The 21585-nt window shown below is 65.0% G+C and carries 22 protein-coding genes; 11 read left to right on the top strand and 11 right to left on the bottom strand.

The annotated features are described in order from the left end of the window. The first annotated feature begins 69 nt into the window (after positions 1-69). Complete coding sequence (rpsT, locus tag B7X30_RS01205; protein WP_013105223.1) at positions 70-390, top strand: 30S ribosomal protein S20; 321 nt, start codon at positions 70-72, stop codon at positions 388-390. A 122-nt stretch (positions 391-512) separates the two neighbouring features. Here rpsT and B7X30_RS01200 read toward each other — a convergent pair whose 3' ends face one another. Continuing rightward, entirely contained in the window at positions 513-926 is a 414-nt protein-coding gene (locus tag B7X30_RS01200; protein WP_013105224.1) for a DUF3579 domain-containing protein, read from the bottom strand. Between the two features lie 234 nt (positions 927-1160). On the opposite strand from B7X30_RS01200, the gene B7X30_RS01195 reads away from it, so the two are divergent. From B7X30_RS01195 to B7X30_RS01185, 3 genes are all read left to right on the top strand, one after another. Next, entirely contained in the window at positions 1161-2348 is a 1188-nt protein-coding gene (locus B7X30_RS01195; protein ID WP_286728679.1) for an acetylornithine transaminase, read from the top strand. A gap of 27 nt (positions 2349-2375) precedes the next feature. Further along, positions 2376-3314 carry an ornithine carbamoyltransferase gene (argF, locus tag B7X30_RS01190; protein ID WP_286728656.1) on the top strand — a complete coding sequence of 313 codons (939 nt, stop codon included), beginning with the start codon at positions 2376-2378 and terminating at the stop codon, positions 3312-3314. A gap of 121 nt (positions 3315-3435) precedes the next feature. Continuing rightward, complete coding sequence (locus tag B7X30_RS01185) at positions 3436-4479, top strand: hypothetical protein (protein ID WP_286728655.1); 1044 nt, start codon at positions 3436-3438, stop codon at positions 4477-4479. Here B7X30_RS01185 and B7X30_RS01180 read toward each other — a convergent pair whose 3' ends face one another. The 4 genes from B7X30_RS01180 to B7X30_RS01165 are packed head-to-tail and all read right to left on the bottom strand — an operon-like array spanning position 4480 to position 7444. Next, positions 4480-4800 carry a putative signal transducing protein gene (locus tag B7X30_RS01180; RefSeq protein ID WP_276706152.1) on the bottom strand — a complete coding sequence of 107 codons (321 nt, stop codon included), beginning with the start codon at positions 4798-4800 and terminating at the stop codon, positions 4480-4482. Continuing rightward, positions 4797-5762, bottom strand: a complete 966-nt coding sequence (gene rsgA / locus B7X30_RS01175; RefSeq protein ID WP_286728654.1) for a ribosome small subunit-dependent GTPase A — start codon at positions 5760-5762, stop codon at positions 4797-4799. The genes B7X30_RS01180 and rsgA overlap by 4 nt, the downstream gene beginning before the upstream one ends. Before the next feature lie 17 nt (positions 5763-5779). Next, on the bottom strand, positions 5780-6124 hold the full coding sequence (locus B7X30_RS01170) for a 4a-hydroxytetrahydrobiopterin dehydratase (protein WP_286728652.1): 345 nt from the start codon (positions 6122-6124) through the stop codon (positions 5780-5782). A gap of 6 nt (positions 6125-6130) precedes the next feature. After that, positions 6131-7444, bottom strand: a complete 1314-nt coding sequence (locus B7X30_RS01165; RefSeq protein WP_013122646.1) for a M48 family metallopeptidase — start codon at positions 7442-7444, stop codon at positions 6131-6133. 96 nt (positions 7445-7540) lie between these two features. On the opposite strand from B7X30_RS01165, the gene orn reads away from it, so the two are divergent. Beyond that, entirely contained in the window at positions 7541-8152 is a 612-nt protein-coding gene (orn, locus tag B7X30_RS01160) for an oligoribonuclease (RefSeq protein WP_286728651.1), read from the top strand. 34 nt (positions 8153-8186) lie between these two features. On the opposite strand, the gene B7X30_RS01155 is transcribed toward orn, so the two are convergent. Further along, positions 8187-9101 carry an AraC family transcriptional regulator gene (locus B7X30_RS01155; protein WP_286728650.1) on the bottom strand — a complete coding sequence of 305 codons (915 nt, stop codon included), beginning with the start codon at positions 9099-9101 and terminating at the stop codon, positions 8187-8189. Positions 9102-9247: 146 nt separating this feature from the next. Between B7X30_RS01155 and B7X30_RS01150 the strand changes: the two genes are divergently transcribed. Beyond that, positions 9248-10381, top strand: a complete 1134-nt coding sequence (locus tag B7X30_RS01150) for an MFS transporter (RefSeq protein ID WP_286728648.1) — start codon at positions 9248-9250, stop codon at positions 10379-10381. Position 10382: 1 nt separating this feature from the next. Here B7X30_RS01150 and B7X30_RS01145 read toward each other — a convergent pair whose 3' ends face one another. The 3 genes from B7X30_RS01145 to B7X30_RS01135 form a co-directional block, all read right to left on the bottom strand. After that, positions 10383-11081 (bottom strand): class I SAM-dependent methyltransferase, encoded by a 699-nt coding sequence (locus B7X30_RS01145; RefSeq protein WP_286728647.1) that lies wholly within the window; start codon positions 11079-11081, stop codon positions 10383-10385. Positions 11082-11135: 54 nt separating this feature from the next. Beyond that, positions 11136-12857, bottom strand: coding sequence for an AMP-binding protein (locus tag B7X30_RS01140; RefSeq protein WP_286728646.1), 1722 nt, complete (start codon positions 12855-12857; stop codon positions 11136-11138). A 147-nt stretch (positions 12858-13004) separates the two neighbouring features. Then, positions 13005-13859, bottom strand: a complete 855-nt coding sequence (locus B7X30_RS01135; protein WP_286728645.1) for a symmetrical bis(5'-nucleosyl)-tetraphosphatase — start codon at positions 13857-13859, stop codon at positions 13005-13007. A 101-nt stretch (positions 13860-13960) separates the two neighbouring features. On the opposite strand from B7X30_RS01135, the gene B7X30_RS01130 reads away from it, so the two are divergent. From B7X30_RS01130 to B7X30_RS01120, 3 genes are read left to right on the top strand one after another with little or no spacing between them, the layout of a single operon-like run. Further along, positions 13961-15337 carry a phosphomannomutase/phosphoglucomutase gene (locus B7X30_RS01130; RefSeq protein WP_286728644.1) on the top strand — a complete coding sequence of 459 codons (1377 nt, stop codon included), beginning with the start codon at positions 13961-13963 and terminating at the stop codon, positions 15335-15337. Beyond that, positions 15334-16386, top strand: coding sequence for a lipopolysaccharide heptosyltransferase I (waaC, locus tag B7X30_RS01125; protein WP_013105239.1), 1053 nt, complete (start codon positions 15334-15336; stop codon positions 16384-16386). Before B7X30_RS01130 ends, waaC begins: the two co-directional genes overlap by 4 nt. Next, a complete protein-coding gene (locus B7X30_RS01120) occupies positions 16383-17690 on the top strand; it encodes a 3-deoxy-D-manno-octulosonic acid transferase (protein ID WP_286728643.1) in 1308 nt (435 codons plus the stop codon). The genes waaC and B7X30_RS01120 overlap by 4 nt, the downstream gene beginning before the upstream one ends. Here B7X30_RS01120 and B7X30_RS01115 read toward each other — a convergent pair. Both B7X30_RS01115 and B7X30_RS01110 read right to left on the bottom strand, forming a co-directional pair. Beyond that, positions 17684-18028 carry a rhodanese-like domain-containing protein gene (locus tag B7X30_RS01115; protein WP_286728641.1) on the bottom strand — a complete coding sequence of 115 codons (345 nt, stop codon included), beginning with the start codon at positions 18026-18028 and terminating at the stop codon, positions 17684-17686. The two genes, B7X30_RS01120 and B7X30_RS01115, sit on opposite strands and share 7 nt — an antisense overlap. 22 nt (positions 18029-18050) lie before the next feature. Further along, positions 18051-18701 carry a protein-L-isoaspartate O-methyltransferase family protein gene (locus B7X30_RS01110; protein ID WP_013105242.1) on the bottom strand — a complete coding sequence of 217 codons (651 nt, stop codon included), beginning with the start codon at positions 18699-18701 and terminating at the stop codon, positions 18051-18053. Between the two features lie 200 nt (positions 18702-18901). Here B7X30_RS01110 and B7X30_RS01105 point away from each other — a divergent pair, with 200 nt between their 5' ends. Together B7X30_RS01105 and B7X30_RS01100 are read left to right on the top strand one after the other, a co-directional pair. Then, positions 18902-20182, top strand: a complete 1281-nt coding sequence (locus B7X30_RS01105; RefSeq protein WP_286728640.1) for an Nramp family divalent metal transporter — start codon at positions 18902-18904, stop codon at positions 20180-20182. A gap of 121 nt (positions 20183-20303) precedes the next feature. Continuing rightward, positions 20304-21560: an NRAMP family divalent metal transporter gene (locus tag B7X30_RS01100; protein ID WP_286728639.1), complete on the top strand. Its 1257-nt coding sequence runs from the start codon at positions 20304-20306 to the stop codon at positions 21558-21560. The last annotated feature ends 25 nt before the right edge of the window (positions 21561-21585 follow it).

Raw genomic sequence — 21585 nt, 5'->3', positions numbered from 1 at the left:
CTGGCGCCCCGCTATTTTTTGTCTATAATGGCCGGTTTCCCGAGCAGGCAATACAGAAGGATTTCAACTATGGCAACCAAAGCCGCAGCCAAAAAGAAGAGCGTTCGCACCCCGTCGGGTCGCAAACGCGCGCGTCAATCCGTCAAGGCCAACGCCGCCAACACCGCGCTGCGTTCGCGTTTTCGCACGGCTGTGAAGTCGGTTCGCAAGGCCATCGCCGCTGGCGATCACGCCAAGGCGATGGAAGTGTTCAAGGCCAACGCTCCGGTGCTGGACTCGATCGCCGACAAAAAGATTTTCCACAAGAACACCGCAGCGCGTCACAAGAGCCGCCTGAACGCGGCGATCAAGGCGCTGGCCTCCTCTGCCGCTACCGGCGCCGCGGCCTGATTTGCTTTGCCTGCTCTGGTCGGCCTCTGGGTTGACCAAAAGATTGACCACAAAAAAGCCCGCATCTGCGGGCTTTTTTGTGTGCGCCTATGTCTTCAAGTCAGCGCGGGGGCGGGAAGTTCTCAAGCGGTTTGGAACACGCGCTGCAGCGTTTCGCGCGCCGTTTGCAGGTCTTCTACCTCGGCATCCATTTCAGCGTCAATTGCGGCGGCTTGCGTCAGGCAGGCTTCAACCACATCGAGCTGGTTGTCGCGGGCGAAGTTGAGCAGGAAATCAAACGCCATGGGCTCGATATCACGCAGCGACTCGCTCACCACCAAGCAACGCACGCCGTCCACCAAGGTGGGCACGCAATAGGGCGAGTAACCGAGGTGGGCTTCTTTGCGGCACAGACCGACGGGACGGAAGCGGGCCATCAGGCCTGCCAGGCGTTCTGCCCAGTCGCTCGGGCGGAAGGTGCGTCCCTCGGTGGTGACGCCGCGAATGAAAATTTCTCTGGGTTTGACCAGTTCTAGGGAGTGTGGAAAGGCGCTCATGGCTGTGAATCCTTGAAGAGGCAGTTTTGCTGCGGTGCCGCAATTATGCTGCAACGCAGTATTACCGGGTAAACCCGAACGGTGATTCTGTGTTGCAGTTGCAACAAATGCTCCGGCCTGCCTGAGTTCAGCTGTCATGCGCCGCTCTCTATAATTTCACTTTGCCCCCGGAGGCGCAGTGCTTTTTTATGCCTTGCCCGCCGGGTTTGCTTTTTTTGCAAAGGACAAATGACCATGCCTTCTCATGTGATGAACACCTACGCGCGGCTCCCCATTGCCCTGGCGCATGGCGAGGGGGCGTGGATGTGGGATACGCAGGGCAAACGCTATCTGGACGCGTTGTCGGGCATCGCGGTCAACACGCTGGGTCATGCGCATCCGAGGCTGGTCGCAGCGCTCACCGATCAGGTGGGCAAGCTGATCCACACCTCCAATCTGTACCAGATTCCCTTGCAGGAGCAGTTGGCCGACCGTTTGTGCGCCTTGGGCGGCATGGACACGGCGTTTTTCTGCAACTCGGGGCTGGAAGCCAACGAAGCGGCGATCAAGCTGGCGCGTTTGCACGGTCACAACAAAGGGATCGACCGCCCGGAAATCGTGGTGTTCGAGCGGGCGTTTCATGGGCGCTCGCTGGCTACGCTCTCGGCCACCGGCAATCCCAAGGTGCAAAAGGGCTTCGAACCGCTGGTCGAAGGTTTCGTGCGCGTGCCGCTGAACGACGCCTCGGCGTTGCAGAGGGTGGCCGAGACGCATCCCAATGTCGTGGCGGTATTCATTGAGGCGATTCAGGGCGAGGGCGGCATTCAACCGGCGCATGCTGATTTCTTGCGCGCTGCGCGCACGCTGTGCGATCGTCACGGCTGGCTGCTGATGATCGACGAAGTGCAATGCGGCACGGGGCGGACCGGCAAATGGTTCGCCCATCAGTGGGCCGGGGTGAGCCCCGACGTGATCGCCATGGCCAAAGGGCTGGCTTCGGGCGTGCCCATCGGCGCCATTCTGGCGCGCGGGGCGGCCGCGACCACTTTCGGCCCCGGACAGCATGGCACCACGTTTGGCGGCAATCCGCTGGCCTGCCGTGCCGCGCTGGAAACCCTCGCCGTGATCGAAGACGATGGCCTTTTGGCCAACACGCAGGCGCGCGGTGAGCAGATTCAGCATGCGCTGCGTCATGCGTTTGCCGGCCATGCTGGCGTGGTGGAAGTGCGCGGTCAGGGCTTGATGATCGGCATCGAGCTCGACCGGCCGGCCGGTGCGCTGGTGGGGCAGATGCTGGAGCGCGGGGTGTTGCTCAACGTCACGCAGGAGCGGGTTATCCGCCTGTTGCCACCGCTGATCTTCACCCAGGAGCAAGCCGATGCGCTGGTGCAGGCGCTGGTTCCCGCGGTGCTTGATTTTTTGCAGGACGCGCCCGCGAAATAAGACACACAAAAGACATCCAAGGAGGCTGTGATGAAAACCACGCTGCGGCACTATCTGCAATTTTCCGACCTGAACCGCGAGGAGTACGAATACGTTTTCGCCCGCGCCGCGCTGATCAAGGCCAAGTTCAAGCGCTACGAGCCGCACCAGCCCTTGGTCGATCGCACCCTGGCGATGATTTTCGAGAAGCACTCCACCCGCACCCGGCTGAGCTTCGAGGCCGGCATGCACCAGCTCGGCGGCGCGGCCATCTACATCAATACCCGCGATAGTCAGTTGGGCCGTGGTGAGCCCATCGAAGATGCGGCGCAGGTGTTTTCGCGCATGGTCGATCTGGTGATGATTCGCACCTATGGTCAGGAGATCGTCGAGCGTTTCGCCGCGTATTCGCGCGTGCCGGTGATCAACGGCCTGACCAACGAGTTTCATCCCTGCCAGATCCTCGCCGATGTCATGACCTATATCGAGCATCGCGGCCCGATCCAGGGCAAGACCGTGGCCTGGATCGGCGACGCCAACAATATGTTCTACACCTGGCTGCAGGCCGCGGAGGTGCTCGGTTTCACCCTGCACTTCGCCGGGCCGAAAGGCTATGGCGTCGAGAAGAACCGCCCGGGCTACCCCCTGAGCGCGGCGCAGATCGCGCACCTGCGCGAGTTCGACGATCCGCGGCAAGCCTGCGAGGGCGCGCACCTCATCACTACCGATGTGTGGACGAGCATGGGCTATGAGGCGGAAAAACTGGCGCGCGAGCAGGCGTTCAAGGGCTTCATGGTGGATGGCGAGATGATGGCCCGCGCCCATCCCGATGCGCTGTTCATGCACTGCCTGCCGGCGCACCGCGGCGAGGAAGTGGCGGCCGAAGTCATCGACGGGCCGCAGAGCGTGGTGTGGGACGAGGCGGAAAATCGCCTGCACGGCCAGAAGGCGCTGATGGAATTCCTGCTTTTGGGGCGCCTGGATTGACACTGTTCTCCTAGGCGAGGTCGGGTGGCCGTAACGCCCGCCCTAAGTCGCATTTAAGTCGGCCTGAGCAAAATCTTGTTGCGATGCATCGTCAGGCGATGCATCGTTCGGGAGTTCAGGCATGGCGTTCACACAACAAAATTCTTCTGCGCCGCAGCACGGCCATGGCGTTCCTCACGTCAGGCTGCCGCTTGTTCAGGCCGACGCCGAGAAGGCTGGGCCGCCGGGTGTGGCCGATCAGGCCGCGATGCGGGCGCTGCGTTGGCTGCGCCTCGTGTTCGGGGTGTGCTTCGCCATCAACCTCGGGCTGCACTTGCACCCGCAATACGCCGCACAGTTTGCGCGTCAGGCTGCTGATGTGGCGGCTCAGCCGCACTGGCTTGCCATGTGGGACGGTGCGGTTTGGCGCGTTTTGTCTGCTGCCGGGGTGAGCAAGGGCTTGGCGCTGCTGTTTGGTGTCGAGGCTCTGCTCACCGTTGGGCTGTTGACGGGCTGGGGATTTCCGGCGATGGGATGGCTGGGGCTGGCCTACGAACTGCTGGTGTGGAGCGCGCTCGGCGGCGGCGCTGGCACGGTGGCCCTGGTCTATGCGCTGGGTTTTGCGCTATTGCTGTTGCTGCGGGCATGGCAGGGTTCGGCGTGGTCTGACGCGGCGCTGCGCAGGCCCGGTCTGTCGCAGATGCGCTGGGCCTTCTGGCTGGTCGGACTGCTTTGGATTGCGATCGTCTGGACGGTCTGGCAGCCGGGCCTCGGGCTGCGCCTGTCGGACGCTTTGATTCAGGCGCAGGCCTACGCGCCAAACGGGCAGGCGGAGTGGATTGCGGCCTGGGCCGGTCTCGCACAAGCGCTCGGCATGGGTGCGTTCGCCGTGCTGATCGCGCTGGTCGACACCTTGATCGCTGCGGGTTTGCTGCTGGCGCCGTGGCTGCCGCGCCGGTTGCGCCGCTGGCTGCTGTGGAGCGGGCTGATTTTCAGCCTGCTGGCCTGGAGCCTGAGCGGAGCGCTGGGTATTTTTCCCCGCAGTCAGGCAGACACGCTGAGTGCCGCGGCGATAGGGGCGTGGCTTTTCGGGCTTCTTTTGGCGGCGCACCCTTGGCTCGACGCGACGCCTACTGGGGTTGCGACTGCGCCACCTGAAATGCGCCGGGATGGCGATGCGGCCTGATCAGAACGAGGGCGAATCCGGGCGGCTGTGGCCGCATTTCCAGCACTGGGCGAATTGCGGGCCGTGACGTTCGCCGCAGTCGGGGCAGGTCCACAACGCGCCGCGCAGGGGGGTGCGCAATTCCTGCAGCAACTGTTTGGCGCGCGCCAGATCGCCGTCGTCGAGCACCCAGACTGCTGGGTTGCATTGATCGGGCGGAATCTCGCCCGCGATGCTGGTGAGGTAGCGCGAGAACACTTCGGCGCGCAGGCCTGCGGCGTTGAGCGCATCGGCCCAAAGCGTGGCGATGACCAGATTGGGCGCGATGTCCACCCGCTTCATCGCGGTGTAGCCGAGGTGAGTTCGGCATAGAGCGTGCGGTAGAGCGCCAGCCGCGCCGCAGAGATGGCCTGTGGGTCGGTGGTGAACACGCAGCCCGGTTCGTCGCGATGGGTGCAGTTCTGAAAACGGCACTGCCCGTTGCGCGCGCGGATTTCTGGAAAGCCGTGCTGCAACTGCGACACCGAGAGATGATGCAGACCGAAGGATTGAAAGCCCGGCGAATCCATCAGCACGCTTCCCGGCGGAAAGCCGGGTAGGTCGTATAGCCGTGTCGCGGTCGTGGTGTGCTTGCCGGCTGACAATGCCTCGGAAATTTCCCGCGTAGGCGCCTGCGCCTGCGGCGCCAGCAGATTCGTCAGGCTGGACTTGCCCACGCCGGAGGCGCCCAGCAGCAGCGTGGTCTGGCCGCTGAGCCGGGGAGTCAGCGCTGCCAGCGCGGCTTGCGGCTCGGTGCGCACCGAGAGTTCGAGCACTTCATAGCCCAAATCGCGATACAGTCGCATTTCGGCCCGCGCGGCGGCGGCTTGCGGCAGGTCGCATTTGTTCAGCAGCAGGGTTGAGGGAATGTCGGCCGCGTCTGCCGCGATGAGCGCGCGGCCGATCAGGCCGTGCTGGATGCCGGGATAGGTGGCGGTGACCAGCATCACGCGGTCGAGGTTGGCAGCAAACATCTTGCTGCGCCAGAGATCTTCGCGCCACAGTGCATTGCGGCGCGCATGCACCTGTTCGATGGCCAGCGGCGCATCACCCGGGGCGAGGGTGACACGGTCGCCGCAGACCACCTCGGCGCGCTTGCCGCGGGGCACGCAGGCGAGCACCGTGCCATCGTCAAGCTGCGCCAGATAGTGCCGCCCAAATGCGCCGACGATGCGTGCGGTCAAACCGTGGGAGGTGGACGGTGCGGATTTGGTGCTGCGCTTGCCCTTGGGGCGTTGGGGGTTGTGGCGCTCTAGGTCGTCCATGCCGGCCGTTTAGCGGTTTAGCGCGCGGCGCCCTGGGCAAACATCGCGTCGGCTTTGGCCGCGCAGATGAAGTCGTTTCGGGTAATACCGCCGGCCGAATGGGTGTTGAATGCCACGCTGCAGCGGTTGTATTGCACCAGCAAGTCGGGGTGATGGTCTTCGCGATGCACCACCCACGCCAGCGCATTCACGAAGGCCAGGGTCTGGTAGTAGTTGCCGAAGGCGTAGGTCTTGCGGATGCTGCCGTCTTCAAACTGCCAGCCGTCCAGCAGTTGCAGGTAGGGCGTCATGGCCGCGGCGTCCAGGCGCTGGCTGGCGTCTAGCGGCATGCAGTGGCTGTCGAGCAAATCCTGGAGTGTCATGGCTGTTCAGGCTGTCGCCGGAGTGTGGGCCGAAGAAGGCGCGATGGATGAGGGCAATGCGCCCAGCCGTTCCAGTCGCTGCAGGGCGGGCGGGTGGCTGTAATAAAAGCGCACATAGACGGGGTCGGGCGTGAGCGTGCTGGCATTGTCGCGGTAGAGGGTGACGAGGGCTTCGCCTAGCGCGCGGGCGTCGCTGTGCTGGGCCGCGTAGGCGTCGGCCTCGAATTCATGTTTGCGCGAAGTGGCCGCACCCAGTGGGCTGAAAAACACCGCAAACACCGGCAGCGCCAGACTGAACAGAATGAGCGCGAGCGCATGGTTGGGGGCGAACAGATTGGGCATGACGCCCAGGCCGACGTAGAACCACACTTGGTTGGACAGCCAGCCCAGGAGCGCAAAGCCCGCCAGACTGACGCCGAACATCACCCCCATGCGCTTGAGAATGTGATGGCGCTTGTAGTGCCCGACCTCGTGCGCCAGTACGCCTTCGATCTGCGCCGGGCTAAGCTGGCCGAGCAGGGTGTCGAACAGCACCACGCGCCGCGCCGCGCCCATGCCGGTGAAGTAGGCGTTGGCGTGCGCGCTGCGACGCGAACCGTCCATGACGAACAGGCCGGATAGCGCAAAGTCACAACGCTGCATGAGCGCCTGCGCGCGGGTTTTCACCTCGCCGTCGGGCAGCGGCTGAAACTTGTTGAACAACGGGGCGATCACTAGCGGATACGCCACCATCATCAGCAGGCTGAAAGCCGTAAGCCCCGCCCAGGCCCACAGCCACCACCAACCCCCGGCCACCTGCATGATCCAGAGCACCAGCAGGGCCAGCGGCAGCATGAGTACCGCGCCGACCAGCGCGTTTTTGAGCAGATCGACCACGAACATGCGCGGGGTGAGCCGGTTGAAACCGAAGCGCGATTCCAGCCCGAAAGTACGCGCCACTTCCCAGGGCAGATCGAGCAGCGAACCGATCACGGCGAAGGCCGCCAGCAGCGCAAGCTGGCCGCCCAAGGCGGTGCCGAAAGTGGCGCTCACCCAGCCGTTGAGCAACTGCAGCCCGCCTTCGAGCGTCCACACCAGCACGATCATGGCGGAGAACAGCGTCGTCCACAGACCAAAGCGCAGTTTCGCCACGGTGTAGTCAGCGGCCTTCTGGTGGGCTTCGAGCGAAATGCTGGCGCGGAATGGCGCGGGCACGGCATCACGGTGCGCGAGCACATGGCGCTGCTGCCGCTGGGCCAGCCAGAGCTTCAGCGCCGTGCCGCCAATCAGCGCGGCGGCGAACAGCGCGCTCCAGGCGAGGGCAAGATGTTGCGGGCTCATGCGAAAATCCTTGTCAGTCTTTAGGTTCAGTCAGATTATCCCACCCGGCCTGTCCTCGCGACCCGCCGCCGCCATTCCCCTACTTGAATGCATTTCATGTCCGATTCCGCCACGTCCGCCGCTTCCATCCTCGCCTGTCACGACGACAACCTCATCTGGGTCGACATGGAGATGACGGGGCTGAATCCCGACACCGATCGCATCATCGAAGTGGCCGTGGTCGTGACCGACCCGCAACTCACCGTGCGTGTGGAAGGGCCGGTGCTGGCCATCCATCAAAGCGACGCGGTGTTGGCCGGCATGGACGCCTGGAACCAGAACACCCACGGCAAATCCGGCCTCACCGACCGGGTGCGCGCCAGCACCGTGGACGAAGCGCAGGCCAGCAAGGCGATCATCGCCTTCCTCAAAAAATACGTGCCCGCTGGCAAGTCGCCGATGTGCGGCAACACCATTTGCCAGGATCGCCGTTTCATGGCCAGGGGCATGCCCGAGCTGGAGGCCTATTTCCACTACCGCAACCTCGACGTGAGCACCCTCAAGGAACTGGCGCGGCGCTGGCGCCCCGAGCTGGTGAGCGCCTTCAAGAAGCAGCAGGCCCACACCGCGCTGGCCGACATTCAGGAATCCATCGACGAGTTGCGCCATTACCGCGAGCACTTCCTGCGCGTGCCGGTGGCGGGTATCGATCCGGAAGTGGCGGGTTGAGCCGTCCGTAGAGACTGACGAAGCCGCTCAGCGTTTACCGAGCCACTGTCGAGGATTTGCGGCTCTGGCGCGGCGACTGACCGAAATGCTGTCGATAGGCGCGGCTGAAGTGCGCAGGCTCGGTGAAGCCGCATTGATAAGCGACGGAGGCAATCGACACATGACGCGAGGCCGGGTGTTCAAGGAGCGCGCGGGCGGTCTCAAGCCTTCGGTGTTTCACCAGCCGGGAAAAGGTGATGCCGCGCAGCGATGCGAGCCGGTAGAGATATCGCTCTGAGATGCCCACAGCCCGCGCGCAGTCAGCGGGCGACAGGGCCGACGCATCGAACAAATGGGTTTCGACGTAGGACAGAACCTGCTGCCAGCGGGTGGCGTTCGGCGGGTCGGTCGGCTCGGCATTCCGCTCAATGCTGTGATAGGCCGCCGCGAACAGCCAGGGCAGCGCGAATCCCGCATACATGCTGCTGATCGAACCTTGATCTGATGCGGGCAGCAGCGTGTGCAGACCGTATGAGGCGACGACTCTTGGCCGCAGAAGCTGCCGACGATCGCTTCTGGCCTGATGCCACAGCAAGGCATCGCGCGGCATTCTCACGGCGATCAGACGGGCGGGCGTTACGAAGACGATGCGTGAGGGGTGCTGCAGGTTGCGAAACGACAGGTCGCCAGAGCGAAAGTTCAGTGCCGCGCCTTCCTGCTCGATCACACCTTCACCCTCGACGACGATATGGCTCAAGACGGTATCGCGAACATCGGCCGATAAAGCGGACAGATGCTGCGCGCTGTGCGTGATGATCTGCGGTTGCAAGGTCAGGGGCGTCATGCTCAACGCCCCTGCGAAAACCTCCTGCCCGATGTGTCCTCCCGGACCAGCGGAGGTGAGGCTGGTGTGGCCTGGTACGAACCGGCGAGACAACAACTGCTCCCAGCTTGCAGGGTTGTGGGGCATGTCGCAGTTCGAGTGATCGCGCATGTGCAGTGTCATCCTTGAAAGGGGTGCGTGGGCAACCAAGTTTAAGGGTTGGCCGTACCTACTATGCAGCGGTCAGGCCATTCCTGACGACACGCTCGAATGCTGCCTTTGGATGACGACCTATGCGCCGATGGACTCCCTTTGTCTTGCTGATGCCGTTTCAGTTCATTTTCGGGCTGATCTATTCCTGGGGAACGATTTCCCCGGCCATCCACGTCCAGAGTGGATGGCCGCAGGCCACGCTTGATCTCGCGTTCTCGCTCACCCCGCTGGGTTTGCTTCCCGCCGTCATTTTGGCGGGGCGCGCGCTTCATCGCCTGGCGCCGAAGACGCTGCTGGCGTGGGCGCTGACCTGTTTCACCGTGGGCGGGGGCATCGGCCTTCTGACGGCCTCGCCCGTGGCATTCATGCTGGGTTACAGCCTGCTGGCTCTGGGCGTCGGCGCGGGTTTGTCGACCGCCGCCTGCATCGCCCTGGTTTCGCGTCTTTACCCGCAGCGCCGCGGTTCTCTGGGTGGCGCGCTCCTGGCGCTCTATGGCATGTCGTCCGTGATCAGTGCGCCCTTGTTCGATGAGATCAACCGCCTCATAGGCTGGCGGCCCTCGCTTGCCGCGCTGCTCGCCGTGTATGCGGCCGTGGGGTGGCTCGCCTGGGCCTTTCTGCCGGAGGCGCCCGCAGCGCCGGGGCGCCAAACGGCCCCCCTGCCGCTGATGGTTCTGCTCAGACAGCGGCCCTTGCGGTGGGCGCTGGTCATTGTTCTGATGGCCACGCCGCTGGGCTCCGCCTCTTTTGCCACAATCGGGCATCTCACCAAGGCCATTGGCGTCAGTTCGGCGCTGGGTGTGTTGGCGGTGTCTCTGATGGCCTTGGGCAACGGAGTGGGACGGCTTGGATTTGGCTTGCTGGCCGACTGGATTTCACCGCGCTTCAGTCGCGCGGCGGCGCTGGGCCTCAACGCGCTTGCCGCGCTTTTGTTGCTGGGGGTGTTGCACGGCTACGGCGTGTGGGCCTTTGTCGCTTACCCGCTGCTCATCGGCCTGGCCTTCGGCGGCATGGCGGGTAAGCTGCCTGCCTTGGCCGCGCATGTGGCTGAACACCACGGCGAGGCCGCGTTTGGCCTGCTGTTCGGCGCCTTTGCTTTCGCCAGTTTTCTCGGCCCTTTTTTGAGCGCGGGTCTTGGCATGCACTCCGCGTTGCAGGGGCTCGCCTTGTGCGCTCTCGCGGCGATGGGGCTTGGGTTGGCTGTGGCGAGGTGAATCACACCGCTTGCTTTTGCAGTAGCCGCACGTGCATCGGGCGGGTGAAGTGCGCGCCGTCGGCGCCGCAATGCGGGTCGAAGGCGGCCTTGACGCGCTGCCGCAAATCGTCGGTGATCTGATGATCGGCGAAGCTGGGGTAGAGCATGCGCTGCTCGAAAGACTCCCAGTTGGGGAAGTGCGCGGGCATGTCGAAGCGGCGCTCGGCGGTCTGCTGCCATTGCCCGGTTGACAGGGCTTGGTTGAGCGCGGCCTGCGCTGCGGCGCGCACCGGGCCTTCGTCGTTGTAGAGCTTGACGATGTCGTTGAGCGCGCCTTCATAAACCGGCTCGGAGACGCAGAGCCAGCCGCCCGGGCGCAGCACGCGCCAGGTTTCCGCCAGTGCGGTTTGCATGGCGTGCAGCGGAATGTGGTGCAGCGACTTGAGCATCAGCGCCAGATCGAAGCCGCAGTCCGCGGCCGGTATGGCCGTGGCGCTCTCCTGCACGAAGCGCAGCCGCGGCGCAAGCATTTCGGGCAGACGCGCCAGGTTCTTGGCGTGCTGCACCGCATCGACTTCCAGCGCCAGCGCTTCGCAGGCCGGGCAGCACTGCAGCAGATCGATGAGCAGCCGGGCGCTACCGCAACCCAGTTCGATGACCTTCAGGCCGTTGCCCAGCGGCACCAGTTCGGTCAGGACGTCGAGTTCGTTGTGGATCATGGGGGGCCTTGGGGGTGAGCAAGGCCGCGATTTTAGAGACGCAACGCGGCGCTTTCAGCCCGGGAGATCGTCCTCGTAAAACTCCAGTTTGCCTCGCACCCCTGCCGCACGGTCGGTTTCGATTTTGCGTAGTTCCACGCGGCGAATCTTGCCCGAGATGGTCTTGGGCAGGTCGAAGAACTCGATGCGGCGGATGCGCTTGTAGGGCGCGGCGCGTTCGCGCACGAACAGCAGAATGTCCCGGGCCAGTTCGGCGCTGGGCGTAAAGCCGACGCGGCATGACACGAAGGCCTTGGGGATGGTCAGGCGCAGCGCATCAGGGCAGGGCACCACGGCGGCCTCGGCCACGGCGGGATGTTCAATGAGCAGGCTTTCCAGCTCGAACGGGCTGATGCGGTAGTCGGAGGACTTGAACACGTCGTCGGTTCGGCCTACGAAGGTGTAATAGCCGTCGGCGTCGCGTTGCGCCACGTCGCCGGTGTGGTAGAGGCCGTCGTGCATGACCTGCGCGGTTTTCTCGGCATCGCCCGCATATTCGACGAGCAGACCGGTGGGGCGCGGCTCGGTCTCGACGCAGACTTCGCCTTCTTCCGCTGAGTTGCCGTCCACATCGACCAGGCGGATGCGGTAGCCCGGCATGGGGCGGCCCATGGCGCCGGGTTTGAGCGGCTGGCCGGGGCTGTTGCCGATGAGCGCGCAGGTTTCCGTCTGGCCGTAGCCGTCGCGGATGGTGATGCCCCAGGCGGCGCGCACCCGCTCGATCACTTCCGGGTTGAGCGGCTCACCAGCGCCCACCAGTTCGCGCAGTTTGACCGGATAGCGCTTCAAATCTTCCTGAATGAGCATGCGCCACACCGTGGGCGGCGCGCACAGGGTGGTGACGCCGCAGCGCGACAGGGTTTGCAGCGTGGCCGCGGCGTTGAAGCGGCTTTGGTTGAAGGCGAAGATCGCCGCGCCGGCGTTCCAGGGGGCGAAAAAACTGCTCCATGCGTGCTTGGCCCAGCCGGGGGAACTGATGTTCCAGTGCACATCGCCGGGCTGCAGGCCGATCCAGTACATCGTGGCCAGCGTACCCACGGGATAGCTTTGATGGGTGTGCAGCACCAGCTTGGGCTTGGAGGTGGTGCCGGAGGTGAAGTAGAGCAGCAGCGGATCGGTGGCGCGGGTGTCGGCCTCGGGCGCGAAGTCGGCGGCCGCTGTTTGCGCCCCGGCAAGCGCTGTCCACCCGATGGGCGCGCTGCCTGCGGTGAAACGGCCTTGCACCCGCGTCCAGACGGTTTGCGGCAGGTCGTGGAATTTGGCGGTGTCGGCCGGCAGGCAGATCACATGCCGCACGCCGCCGCGGACGATGCGGTCTTGGAGGTCGGTGGGGGTGAGCAGGGTGGTGGCGGGAATCATCACCGCGCCGAGTTTGATGCAGGCGAGCATGGCGTCCCACAGCTCGATGCAGTTGGGCAGCATGAGCAGCACGCGGTCGCCGCGCGCCACGCCGCCCGCGCGCAGGAAGTTGGCCATGCGCGCCGAGCGCTGCGCCATGTCGGCAAAGCTGTAGCGCGCCTCGCTGCCGTCTTCTTCCACGATCCACAGCGCAATCGCGTCATTGCCTTGGGCCATCGGATCGAAATAATCGAGCGCCCAGTTGAAGCGGTCGAGCGCGGGCCAGCGGAAATCGGCGTAGGCGCGGGCGTAATCGGTGCGATGGCGCTGCAGCAAGTCGCGTGCCTGCACGAAACTGGCATGCGCGCCGGGGTGGCTGATGGGGTGGCTGATCTGCATCGAAGTCTCCTGATGTTGTTATGCGCCCACTTTAGCCCGCACCGCTGAGGCGGGCCAGCGGGAAAGCACAGAGGTCGACAGTCAGGTCGATGTCAGTTATCCCTACTCGGGGGGCGGCTTGCGCAGCAAGCCAGGGGGCCTTGCAGCTCAGTCCGGCATGGGCTCCAGGCTGCGGGTGCAGGGGATCTGGGTGATGTCCAGCCAAGGCTGACCCGCGGGCGGCAGCTTCAATGCGCTGAGCGCGCCGCCCCACAGGCAGCCGCTGTCCAGGCATAGCGCGTTGTGTTCCCAGCGCAGGCCCAGGGTGGACCAGTGGCCGAAGGCGATGGGAGTCTGCGCGGTCTCGCGCTGCGGCAGGGCGAACCAGGGCAGGAGTTCGGAGGAGGCGCCGTTGGCGCTGGCCTGCTTGTTGTGAAAGTCCAGCCGTCCCCGATTCGGGCCGCTGGCCTGCAGAAAACGGGCGCGGGTGAGGGTGTTGACCACGATGCGCAGACGGTCGAACCCCGCCAGACTCTCGCTCCATTCGTCGGGCTGGTTGCCGAACATCACACGCAGGAAATCGACGTAATCGGGCGCGCGCAGGCGGCGTTCCACCTCGGCGGCGAGTTGCAGGGTTTTGTCGGCCGACCATTGCGGCAGCACCCCGGCGTGCACCAGCAGCCAGCCACGCTCCATCAGCGCCAGCGGGCGGCGGCGCACCCAGTCGATCAGCTCAGTGCGCCGTGGTGATTGCAGGATGTCGTCGAGCGTGTCGCTGCGGTGTGCCTTGCGCACGCCATGCGCTACGGCCAGCAGATGCAGGTCGTGATTGCCCAGCAGACATTGCGCGCTGTCGCCCAGCGCCATCAGCCGCTCCATGCTGGCGAGCGACTGCGGGCCGCGATTGACCAGATCGCCCAGCACGATGAGCCGGTCGTGCGCCGGGTCGAACTGCAGCGCGTCGAGCAGGGCGTCGAAGGCGTCGGCGCAGCCTTGCACATCGCCGATCAGGTACGTTGCCAAAGCCTCTCCCTAAAATGCGTGGTTTACCAAACGCATCATCGTAATGACGCAAGTGGACGCTTGCGCGCTTTTCTCGACAATGCATCTCACCGGAGCCCCGCATGGCGCAGCTTGATCCCACGATTTTCAAGGCCTACGACATTCGCGGCATCGTTGGCAAAACGCTGACCGAAGACGCCTGCCGCGCGATCGGCCAGGCCTTCGCCACACTGGCGCGGCGCAATGGCGAGACGGCGGTGAATATCAGCCGCGACGGGCGTCTGTCCGGCCCGGCGCTGGCGCAGGCGCTCAGCGAAGGCTTGCGCGCCGGGGGCGCGGACGTGATCGATCTGGGCATGAACGCCACGCCCATGCTGTATTACGCCTGCGCCACCACGCCGGTGGTCAGCGGCATTCAGATCACCGGCAGCCACAATCCGCCCGAGTACAACGGTCTGAAAATGGTGCTCGGCGGCAATGCCCTGTTCGGCGAGCAGATTCAGGAATTGCTGGCGCTGACCCGCAGCGAAGCCTTCGCACAAGAACAGGGCAGCGCGCGGCAGGCCTCCATCGTCGAGGACTATCTGGGCCGCATCGAAGGCGACATCAAACTGGCGCGGCCGATGAGAGTGGTGGTCGATTGCGGCAACGGCGTTTCAGGCGCTTTTGCGCCGCGCTTGCTGCGCAGCCTGGGCTGCGAGGTGGTGGAGTTGTACTGCGAAGTCGATGGCACCTTTCCCAACCATCATCCCGACCCCGCCGATCCGCGCAACCTCGAAGATCTCATCCGCACCGTGCTCGACACCGGCGCCGAACTGGGGCTGGCGTTTGATGGCGACGGCGACCGTCTCGGCGTGGTCACGCCCAGTGGGGCCGTCATCTGGCCCGATCGCCAGCTCATGCTCTACGCCGCCGATGTGCTGGAGCGCCATCCCGGCGCGCCCATTCTGTTCGACGTGAAATGCACCGCGCAGCTGCCCGCCTGGGTGCGTCGGCATGGCGGCGAGCCGGTGATGGGCCGCACCGGGCATTCGCTGGTCAAGGCCAAGATGAAAGAAATCGACGCGCCGCTGGCTGGCGAGATGAGCGGCCACATCTTTTTCAAGGATCGCTGGTACGGCTTCGACGACGCGCAGTATGGTGCGGCGCGGCTGCTGGAAATTCTTTCTCGTGCCGAGAATGCGGGGGCCGTGCTCGAAGCCCTGCCCGATTCCGTCTCCACCCCGGAGCTGAAGCTGCAGACGGCCGAGGGCGCCAACTTCACGCTGTGCGAGCGTTTGCAGCGAGAGGGCCGCTTTCCCGGCGCTTCGAATATTTCCACCATCGACGGCGTGCGTGCCGACTACGCCGATGGCTTCGGCTTGGCGCGGCCCTCCAACACGACGCCCTGCGTGGTGCTGCGATTCGAGGGCGCTGATGCAGCGGCGCTGGCGCGGATTCAGGCCGAGTTCCGCACCGCGTTGCTGGCGCTCGATGCTTCGTTGATACTGCCATTTTGACCACGGTATTGAATCCGTCCACACCGCCCTTGCGCGTGCTGATCGTCAAGACCAGCTCGATGGGCGATGTGGTGCACGCGCTGCCGGTGGTGCACGACATCCTGGCCGCGCATCCGGGGGCGAAAATCGACTGGCTGGTCGAGGAGGCCTACGCCGACATCGTGCGCGCCCATTCCGGGGTCAGGCGAGTGATTCCGCTGGCGCTGCGGCGCTGGCGCAAGCAGTTCTGGCGCCCAGAAATTCGGCAGGAATGGCGGGAGTGGAAGGCTGGTTTGCGCGCCGAGACCTATGACGCCGTGATCGATTTGCAAGGGCTGGTGAAAAGCGCCCTCATCGCCCGGCTGGCGCGCGGGCCGCTCTATGGCCTGTCGTGGGGCAACGCACGCGAGGCGCTCGCGCCCTTGTTCTACGCCCATCGTCAGAAGACCGACTTGCATCGCACCGAGGCTGCTGTGCCGCGCTACCGGGCGCTGGTCGCCTGGGCCTTGCGCTATGCCCCGCAGGGCAAGCCGCAATACGGCCTGAGCCTGCAGGCCGAGCGCCCCGCATGGCTGGCTGGCGATGCACCCTATGCCTTGCTGCTAAGCGCCACCGCCAAAGACCGCAAGCTGTGGGAGGAAGCGCGCTGGGTCGCTCTGGGTCGAGCGCTTGCGGCGCAAGGTCGGATCGGGGTGTTCGCCTGGGGCAATGCAGCCGAGCGTGCCCGCGCTGAGCGTCTGGCCGAGTCGGTGAATGCCGCAGCGTCCGACGTCACGATGACACGCGCTTGCGTTGCCCCCGCTGCCTTCGGCCTAGCCGAATGGATGCGGGTGTTGCGTGCGGCCAGCGTGGTGGTTGGAGTCGATACCGGTCTGCTCTATCTCGCTGCCGCAGTGGGCACGCCCGCGGTGGCTGTTTACACCGGCTCGTCGCCGCATAGTGTGGATTTCGAGTCGGCGGGGCCCTGGCGCAGTCTGGGTGACACCGGCCAGCAGCCTGCTGTGGACGAGGTGCTGAATGCCACGCGGGACGTGCTGGCAGCGGCTGCGAATCGCCGCTCCCCGGCATGAAACTGACCTTGCGGGTTTATGGCCTGCTCTGGCGGCTGGTTTTGCCCTTTGCCTTGCTGCGGCTATGGTGGCGCGGCCGCGCCGAGCCGCTGTATCGGCAGTATTGGGCAGAGCGGCTGGGATGGTTCAACGGCAAGTCGGCTTCTGCGACAACTGCGGGGCCGCGGATCTGGGTACATGCGGTGTCTCTGGGCGAAACCCGCGCCGCTGCGCCGCTGATCGAGGCGCTGCGCGAGAAGTTGCCGCAGATGCGGCTTTTGCTGACGCATATGACCGCCACTGGCCGCGCCGCCGGGGCTGAGCTGCTGCAGCCCGGCGATGTGCAGGTCTGGCTGCCGTATGACCTGCCGGGGCCGATGCGGCGTTTTCTGCGCCGGTTTCAGCCGCGTGCGGCGGTGCTGATGGAAACCGAGGTGTGGCCGAATCTGGCCGAGCAATGTCGCGCAGCCGGGGTGCCGGTGCTGCTGACTAATGCACGGCTGAGCGCGCGCAGTGCGAGCCGTTGGCAGCGCTGGCCGTCTTTGGCGCGCGTGGCCTGGGGCGGGTTGTTCGCTGCAGCGCAAACACCTGAAGATGCACGGCGCATTCAGGCGCTGGGAGCGGCGCAGGCGACGAGTCTGGGTAATCTGAAGTTCGACATGCGACCCGACCCCGCGCTGCTGCAACTCGGCGAGCAGTGGAAGGCGGCTGCTGCGCGCCCGGTGTTGCTGCTGGCGTCCACCCGCGAGCAGGGCGGGCAGAGCGAGGAGGCGTTGCTGCTGGCCGCGCTGCCTTTGGCGCTGGCGCAGCGGGCACTGCTGGTTTGGGTGCCGCGCCATCCGCAGCGCTTCGATGCGGTCGCGCAACTTCTCGCGGGTCAAGGCCACGCCGTGCAGCGCCGCAGCATGGGGGCGCCGACGGCCGAGACTGCCGTATGGTTGGGCGACTCACTGGGCGAGATGGCGGCTTACTACGCCATGGCCGATGCGGCGTTCATCGGCGGCAGCCTGCTGCCTTTGGGCGGGCAGAACCTGATCGAAGCCTGCGCTTGCGGCTGCCCCGTGGTGCTGGGGCCGTCGCAGTTCAACTTCGCTGCAGCGGCTCAGGCAGCGATCGACGGCGGGGCCGCACTGCGGGCGGCGGATGCGGCGCAGGTGTGGGCGGCTTTTGCGCGTTGGCTCGACGACCCGCCTTTGCGGCAACAGGCGAGCCAGAGCGCCCGCGCCTTCGCCGCGGCGCATCAGGGCGCTGCGCAGCGGCAGGCGGATTGGATCGTGGAGAACGCGGGGAAGGCGCTTTCGCAGCGCCCGCAAGCGGATCAGTAAATCGGCACCGAAGGGTCGATTTCGCGCGACCAGGCGGTCATGCCACCGTTGAGGTTGTACAACTCGCTGAAGCCGTTTTGCTCCAGAAAACGGGCGATCATCATGCTGCGGTTGCCACTGCGGCAGATGACGACCAGCGGCTTGCTCTGATCGAGCTCGTTTTGCCGCAGGGGCACGATACTCATGGGGATGTGGGTGACGGGGCAGTGCGGATGCTTGATCGCCGCCATCTGAAATTCCCAGGGCTCGCGCACGTCGAGGAATTGCCAGTCGGTGATGGGGGCGGTGGCGGCTTCGATCTTGTCGGCCAGTTCGCGCACGCTGAGTTGCTTGATCATCAGGGAGTCCTTGTTGTCAGGTTCAGAATTGGAAGCGCGAGGGCTCGGGGAAATGCTCCAGCCGCGTGGCCACGGTATCGAACAGATCGCGGGTGCGGAAGTCGGTGGCGGTGGCGCGGGTGACGATCTGCGCGCGCATCACGGGTTCGTCGCCGACGATGGCCGCCAGCCGCCCGCCCGGTTTGAGGCGTTGCAGCAGGTCTTGCGGAATTTGCGCGACCGAGCCGGAGAGCACGATCACATCGAATTCGGCGCTTTTGGCGTAGTGCGCGCCATCGGCCTGCTCGACGGTGACGTTGTTCATGCCGGCGCGCTGCAGGTTGGCGCGCGCCATGGTCACCAGTTCTTCGTGAATTTCCAGGGTCTGTACCGCAGCGGCGCGGTGGCCGAGCAGCGCGGCCATGAAGCCGCTGCCCGCGCCGATTTCGAGCACCCATTCATCCTTGCGCACCGCGAGTTCTTGCAGGATGCGCGCCTCTACCTTGGGGGCGAGCATGTTCTGGCCGCAGGGCAGGGGAATTTCGGTGTCCATGAAGGCCAGACCGCGATAGGCCGCGGGCACGAAGTCTTCGCGGCGCACGCTGCCCAGCAGTTCGAGGATGCCGGCGTCCAGCACATTCCAGGGACGGATCTGCTGCTCGATCATGTTGAAACGGGCTTGCTCGATGCTCATGGGTTCTCCGCAACGCAGGGTGAAAGTGCCACAGTTTAATTTGTCATGCAAAACCAGCGGGCGGTGCGGTGTCTGCCGAAGAGCAAATTTCGCGCCGGTTGCCGCATTGTTCCGCGCTAAGACCACCATATTCAAATCCAATTAGAAATTTATCGTAATTGACTTAAATTATCGACAAGACGTTCAGCAGGGAGAAGGTCATGTCGTATGCCTCCACACTCGATCAACGTACCGCTCAGGCCGCGCATATCGCCCTGAGCGGCGACCCAAAAGGCGCGCAGGGGCTGCGGCGAATCTTGCCTTTTATTGGCCCGGCGGTGGTGGCCTCGGTGGCGTATGTCGATCCGGGCAACTTCGCCACCAACATTCAGGCGGGCGCGCAGCATGGCTACACCCTGCTGTGGGTGGTGCTGTGGGCCAATCTGGCGGCGATTCTGGTGCAGGGTCTGTCGGCCAAGCTGGGCATCGCCACCGGACGCAATTTGCCCGAACTCATCCGCGAGCGTTTCCCGCGCAAGCTGGTGTGGTTTTACTGGGTACAGGCCGAGATCGTGGCGATGATGACCGATCTGGCGGAGTTTCTCGGCGCGGCGCTGGCGCTGCATCTGCTGTTCGGCCTGCCCATGGGGGCGTCGGTGCTGGCGGCGTTTGTCATCGTCATGAGCATTCTGACGCTGGAGCGCAAGGGCTTTCGTCCGCTAGAACTGGTGGTGGCCGCGCTGGTGGGAGTGATTGCGCTGGGCTACGGCCTGCAACTGGCGCTGAGCCATCCGGCCTTGCTGCCCATCCTCCAAGGCACGCTAAGGCCGAGTTTCGGCGGCAGCTCCGATGCGGTGTATCTGGCGGTGGGCATTCTGGGCGCCACCGTCATGCCGCACGTCATCTATCTGCATTCCAGCCTGACGCAGCGGCGCATTCAGGTGCCGGTTCAGCGCAGGGCGCTGCTGATGCGCTTCGCCTGGAAGGACGTGATGCTGGCGATGGGGCTGGCCGGTCTGATCAATATGGCCATGCTGGCGGTCGCTGCGGCCACCTTTCACCAGCAGGGCCTCGCGGCCAATGATCTGAGCGAGGCCTATCGCACTCTCACGCCGATGCTGGGCGCTGGGGCGGCCACGGTGTTCGCCTTGGCGCTGCTGGCCAGCGGCATTTCGAGCAGTGTGGTGGGCACGATGGCGGGGCAGGTGGTGATGCAGGGGCTGGTGGGTTTCACCGTGCCGCTGTGGGTGCGCCGTCTGGTCACCAGCTTGCCGGCTGTCGGGGTGGTGATGTTGGACATCGACCCGACACGCACGCTGGTGTTTTCGCAGGTGGTGCTGTCGTTTGGCATTCCCTTCGCACTCGTGCCCTTGCTGCTGTTCACCTCCAACCGGGGTTTGATGGGCGAATTGGTCAATCGGCCGACGGTGCGCTGGGTTGGCTGGGCGGTGACGGCGCTGATCATCGCACTGAATGCGCTACTGCTGTGGAAGCTGATTTGATGGTTGGCGAAGAACGAAAGAAGTGTGAGCAGGAGTAAATGCGATTGAATTACAAATAAAAGTAAATAGCATTTGCAGCATAAGCCTACGCGCCAGCGTGGGCAGATGAGAGGCAAATGCCATGACCGCAAGTTCCACCCTGCCACAGCCCGGCCCGCGGGCGCTGTCCCGACTGGTCATTTTTCTGGCCGTGCTCGGCCCGGGGCTGGTGGTCATGCTGGCCGATACCGATGTCGGCAGCGTGATTACCGCGGCGCAAAGCGGGGCGCAATGGGGCTACCAGTTGCTCAGCTTGCAGCTGGTGCTCATCCCCATTCTGTATGTGGTGCAAGAGCTCACCGTGCGGCTGGGCATTTTCACCGGCAAGGGGCATGGCGAGTTGATTCGCGAAACCTTCGGTGCGCGCTGGGCCTGGGTGTCGGTGGCGGGCCTGGCGGTGGCTTCGGTCGGGGCCATCATCACCGAGTTTTCGGGGGTGGCCGGGGTCGGGGCGCTGTTCGGCGTGCCGCGCGGCTGGAGCCTCGGCCTGGCGGCGTTCTTTCTGCTGGCGGTGGTGTGGACGGGGTCTTACCGCCGGGTGGAGCGCATTGCCATCGCGCTCGGGTTGTTCGAACTGGTGTTCGTCTGGGTGGCGTTTCGCGCGCCCATCGATGGCGCGCAGGTGTTGCAGGGGCTGGGCCATGTGCCGGTGCAGCATCCGGCGTACTGGTATTTGGTGGCGGCCAATATCGGCGCGGTCATCATGCCGTGGATGGTGTTCTATCAACAGTCCGCCGTGGCCGACAAAGGGCTCAAGCCGGAGCAATACACCGCCGCCCGCTGGGACACGGCGGTGGGCGCCGTGCTCACCCAGCTCATCATGGCGGCGGTGCTGATGGTGACCGCTGCGGTGCTATGGAGTGGGCACAGCACCGCGCCGCTCAACACCGTGGGGCAAATAGCGCAGGCGCTCACCCCGACGCTGGGCGAGACGCTGGGGCGCACCGTCTTTGGCCTGGGCATTCTGGGCGCGGCCATGGTGGCCGCCATCGTGGTGGCGCTGGCGGCGGCCTGGGGGTTTGGCGAAGTCACCGGCTACAAGCACTCGCTGGAACTGCATCCGGCACAGGCGCCGTGGTTCTACACCGTGTTCAGCGCGGGGGTGATTGGCGGGGCGCTAGTGGTGGCCTTCGTGCCCGATCTGGTCGCCCTGTCCATCGGGGTGGAAGTGATGAACGCCTTGATGCTGCCGCTGGTGCTGGGGTTCCTGGTGGCGCTGGCCACCAAGGCGTTGCCCCCGGAACATCGCCTGCGCGGCGCGTACTTCTGGGTGGTCGTCGCCGTGGTGGTGCTGACCGCTGGTTTAGGGGTGTATGGGGGGCTGAGCAGCCTGGTGTGAGCCCTTTTGACGCAAAGTTTGCGCA

The sequence above is a fragment of the Thiomonas sp. 13-64-67 genome (assembly GCF_002282795.1).
Taxonomy (GTDB): Bacteria; Pseudomonadota; Gammaproteobacteria; order Burkholderiales; family Burkholderiaceae_C; genus Thiomonas; species Thiomonas arsenitoxydans.
This window is presented reverse-complemented; position numbering and strand designations above follow the sequence as displayed.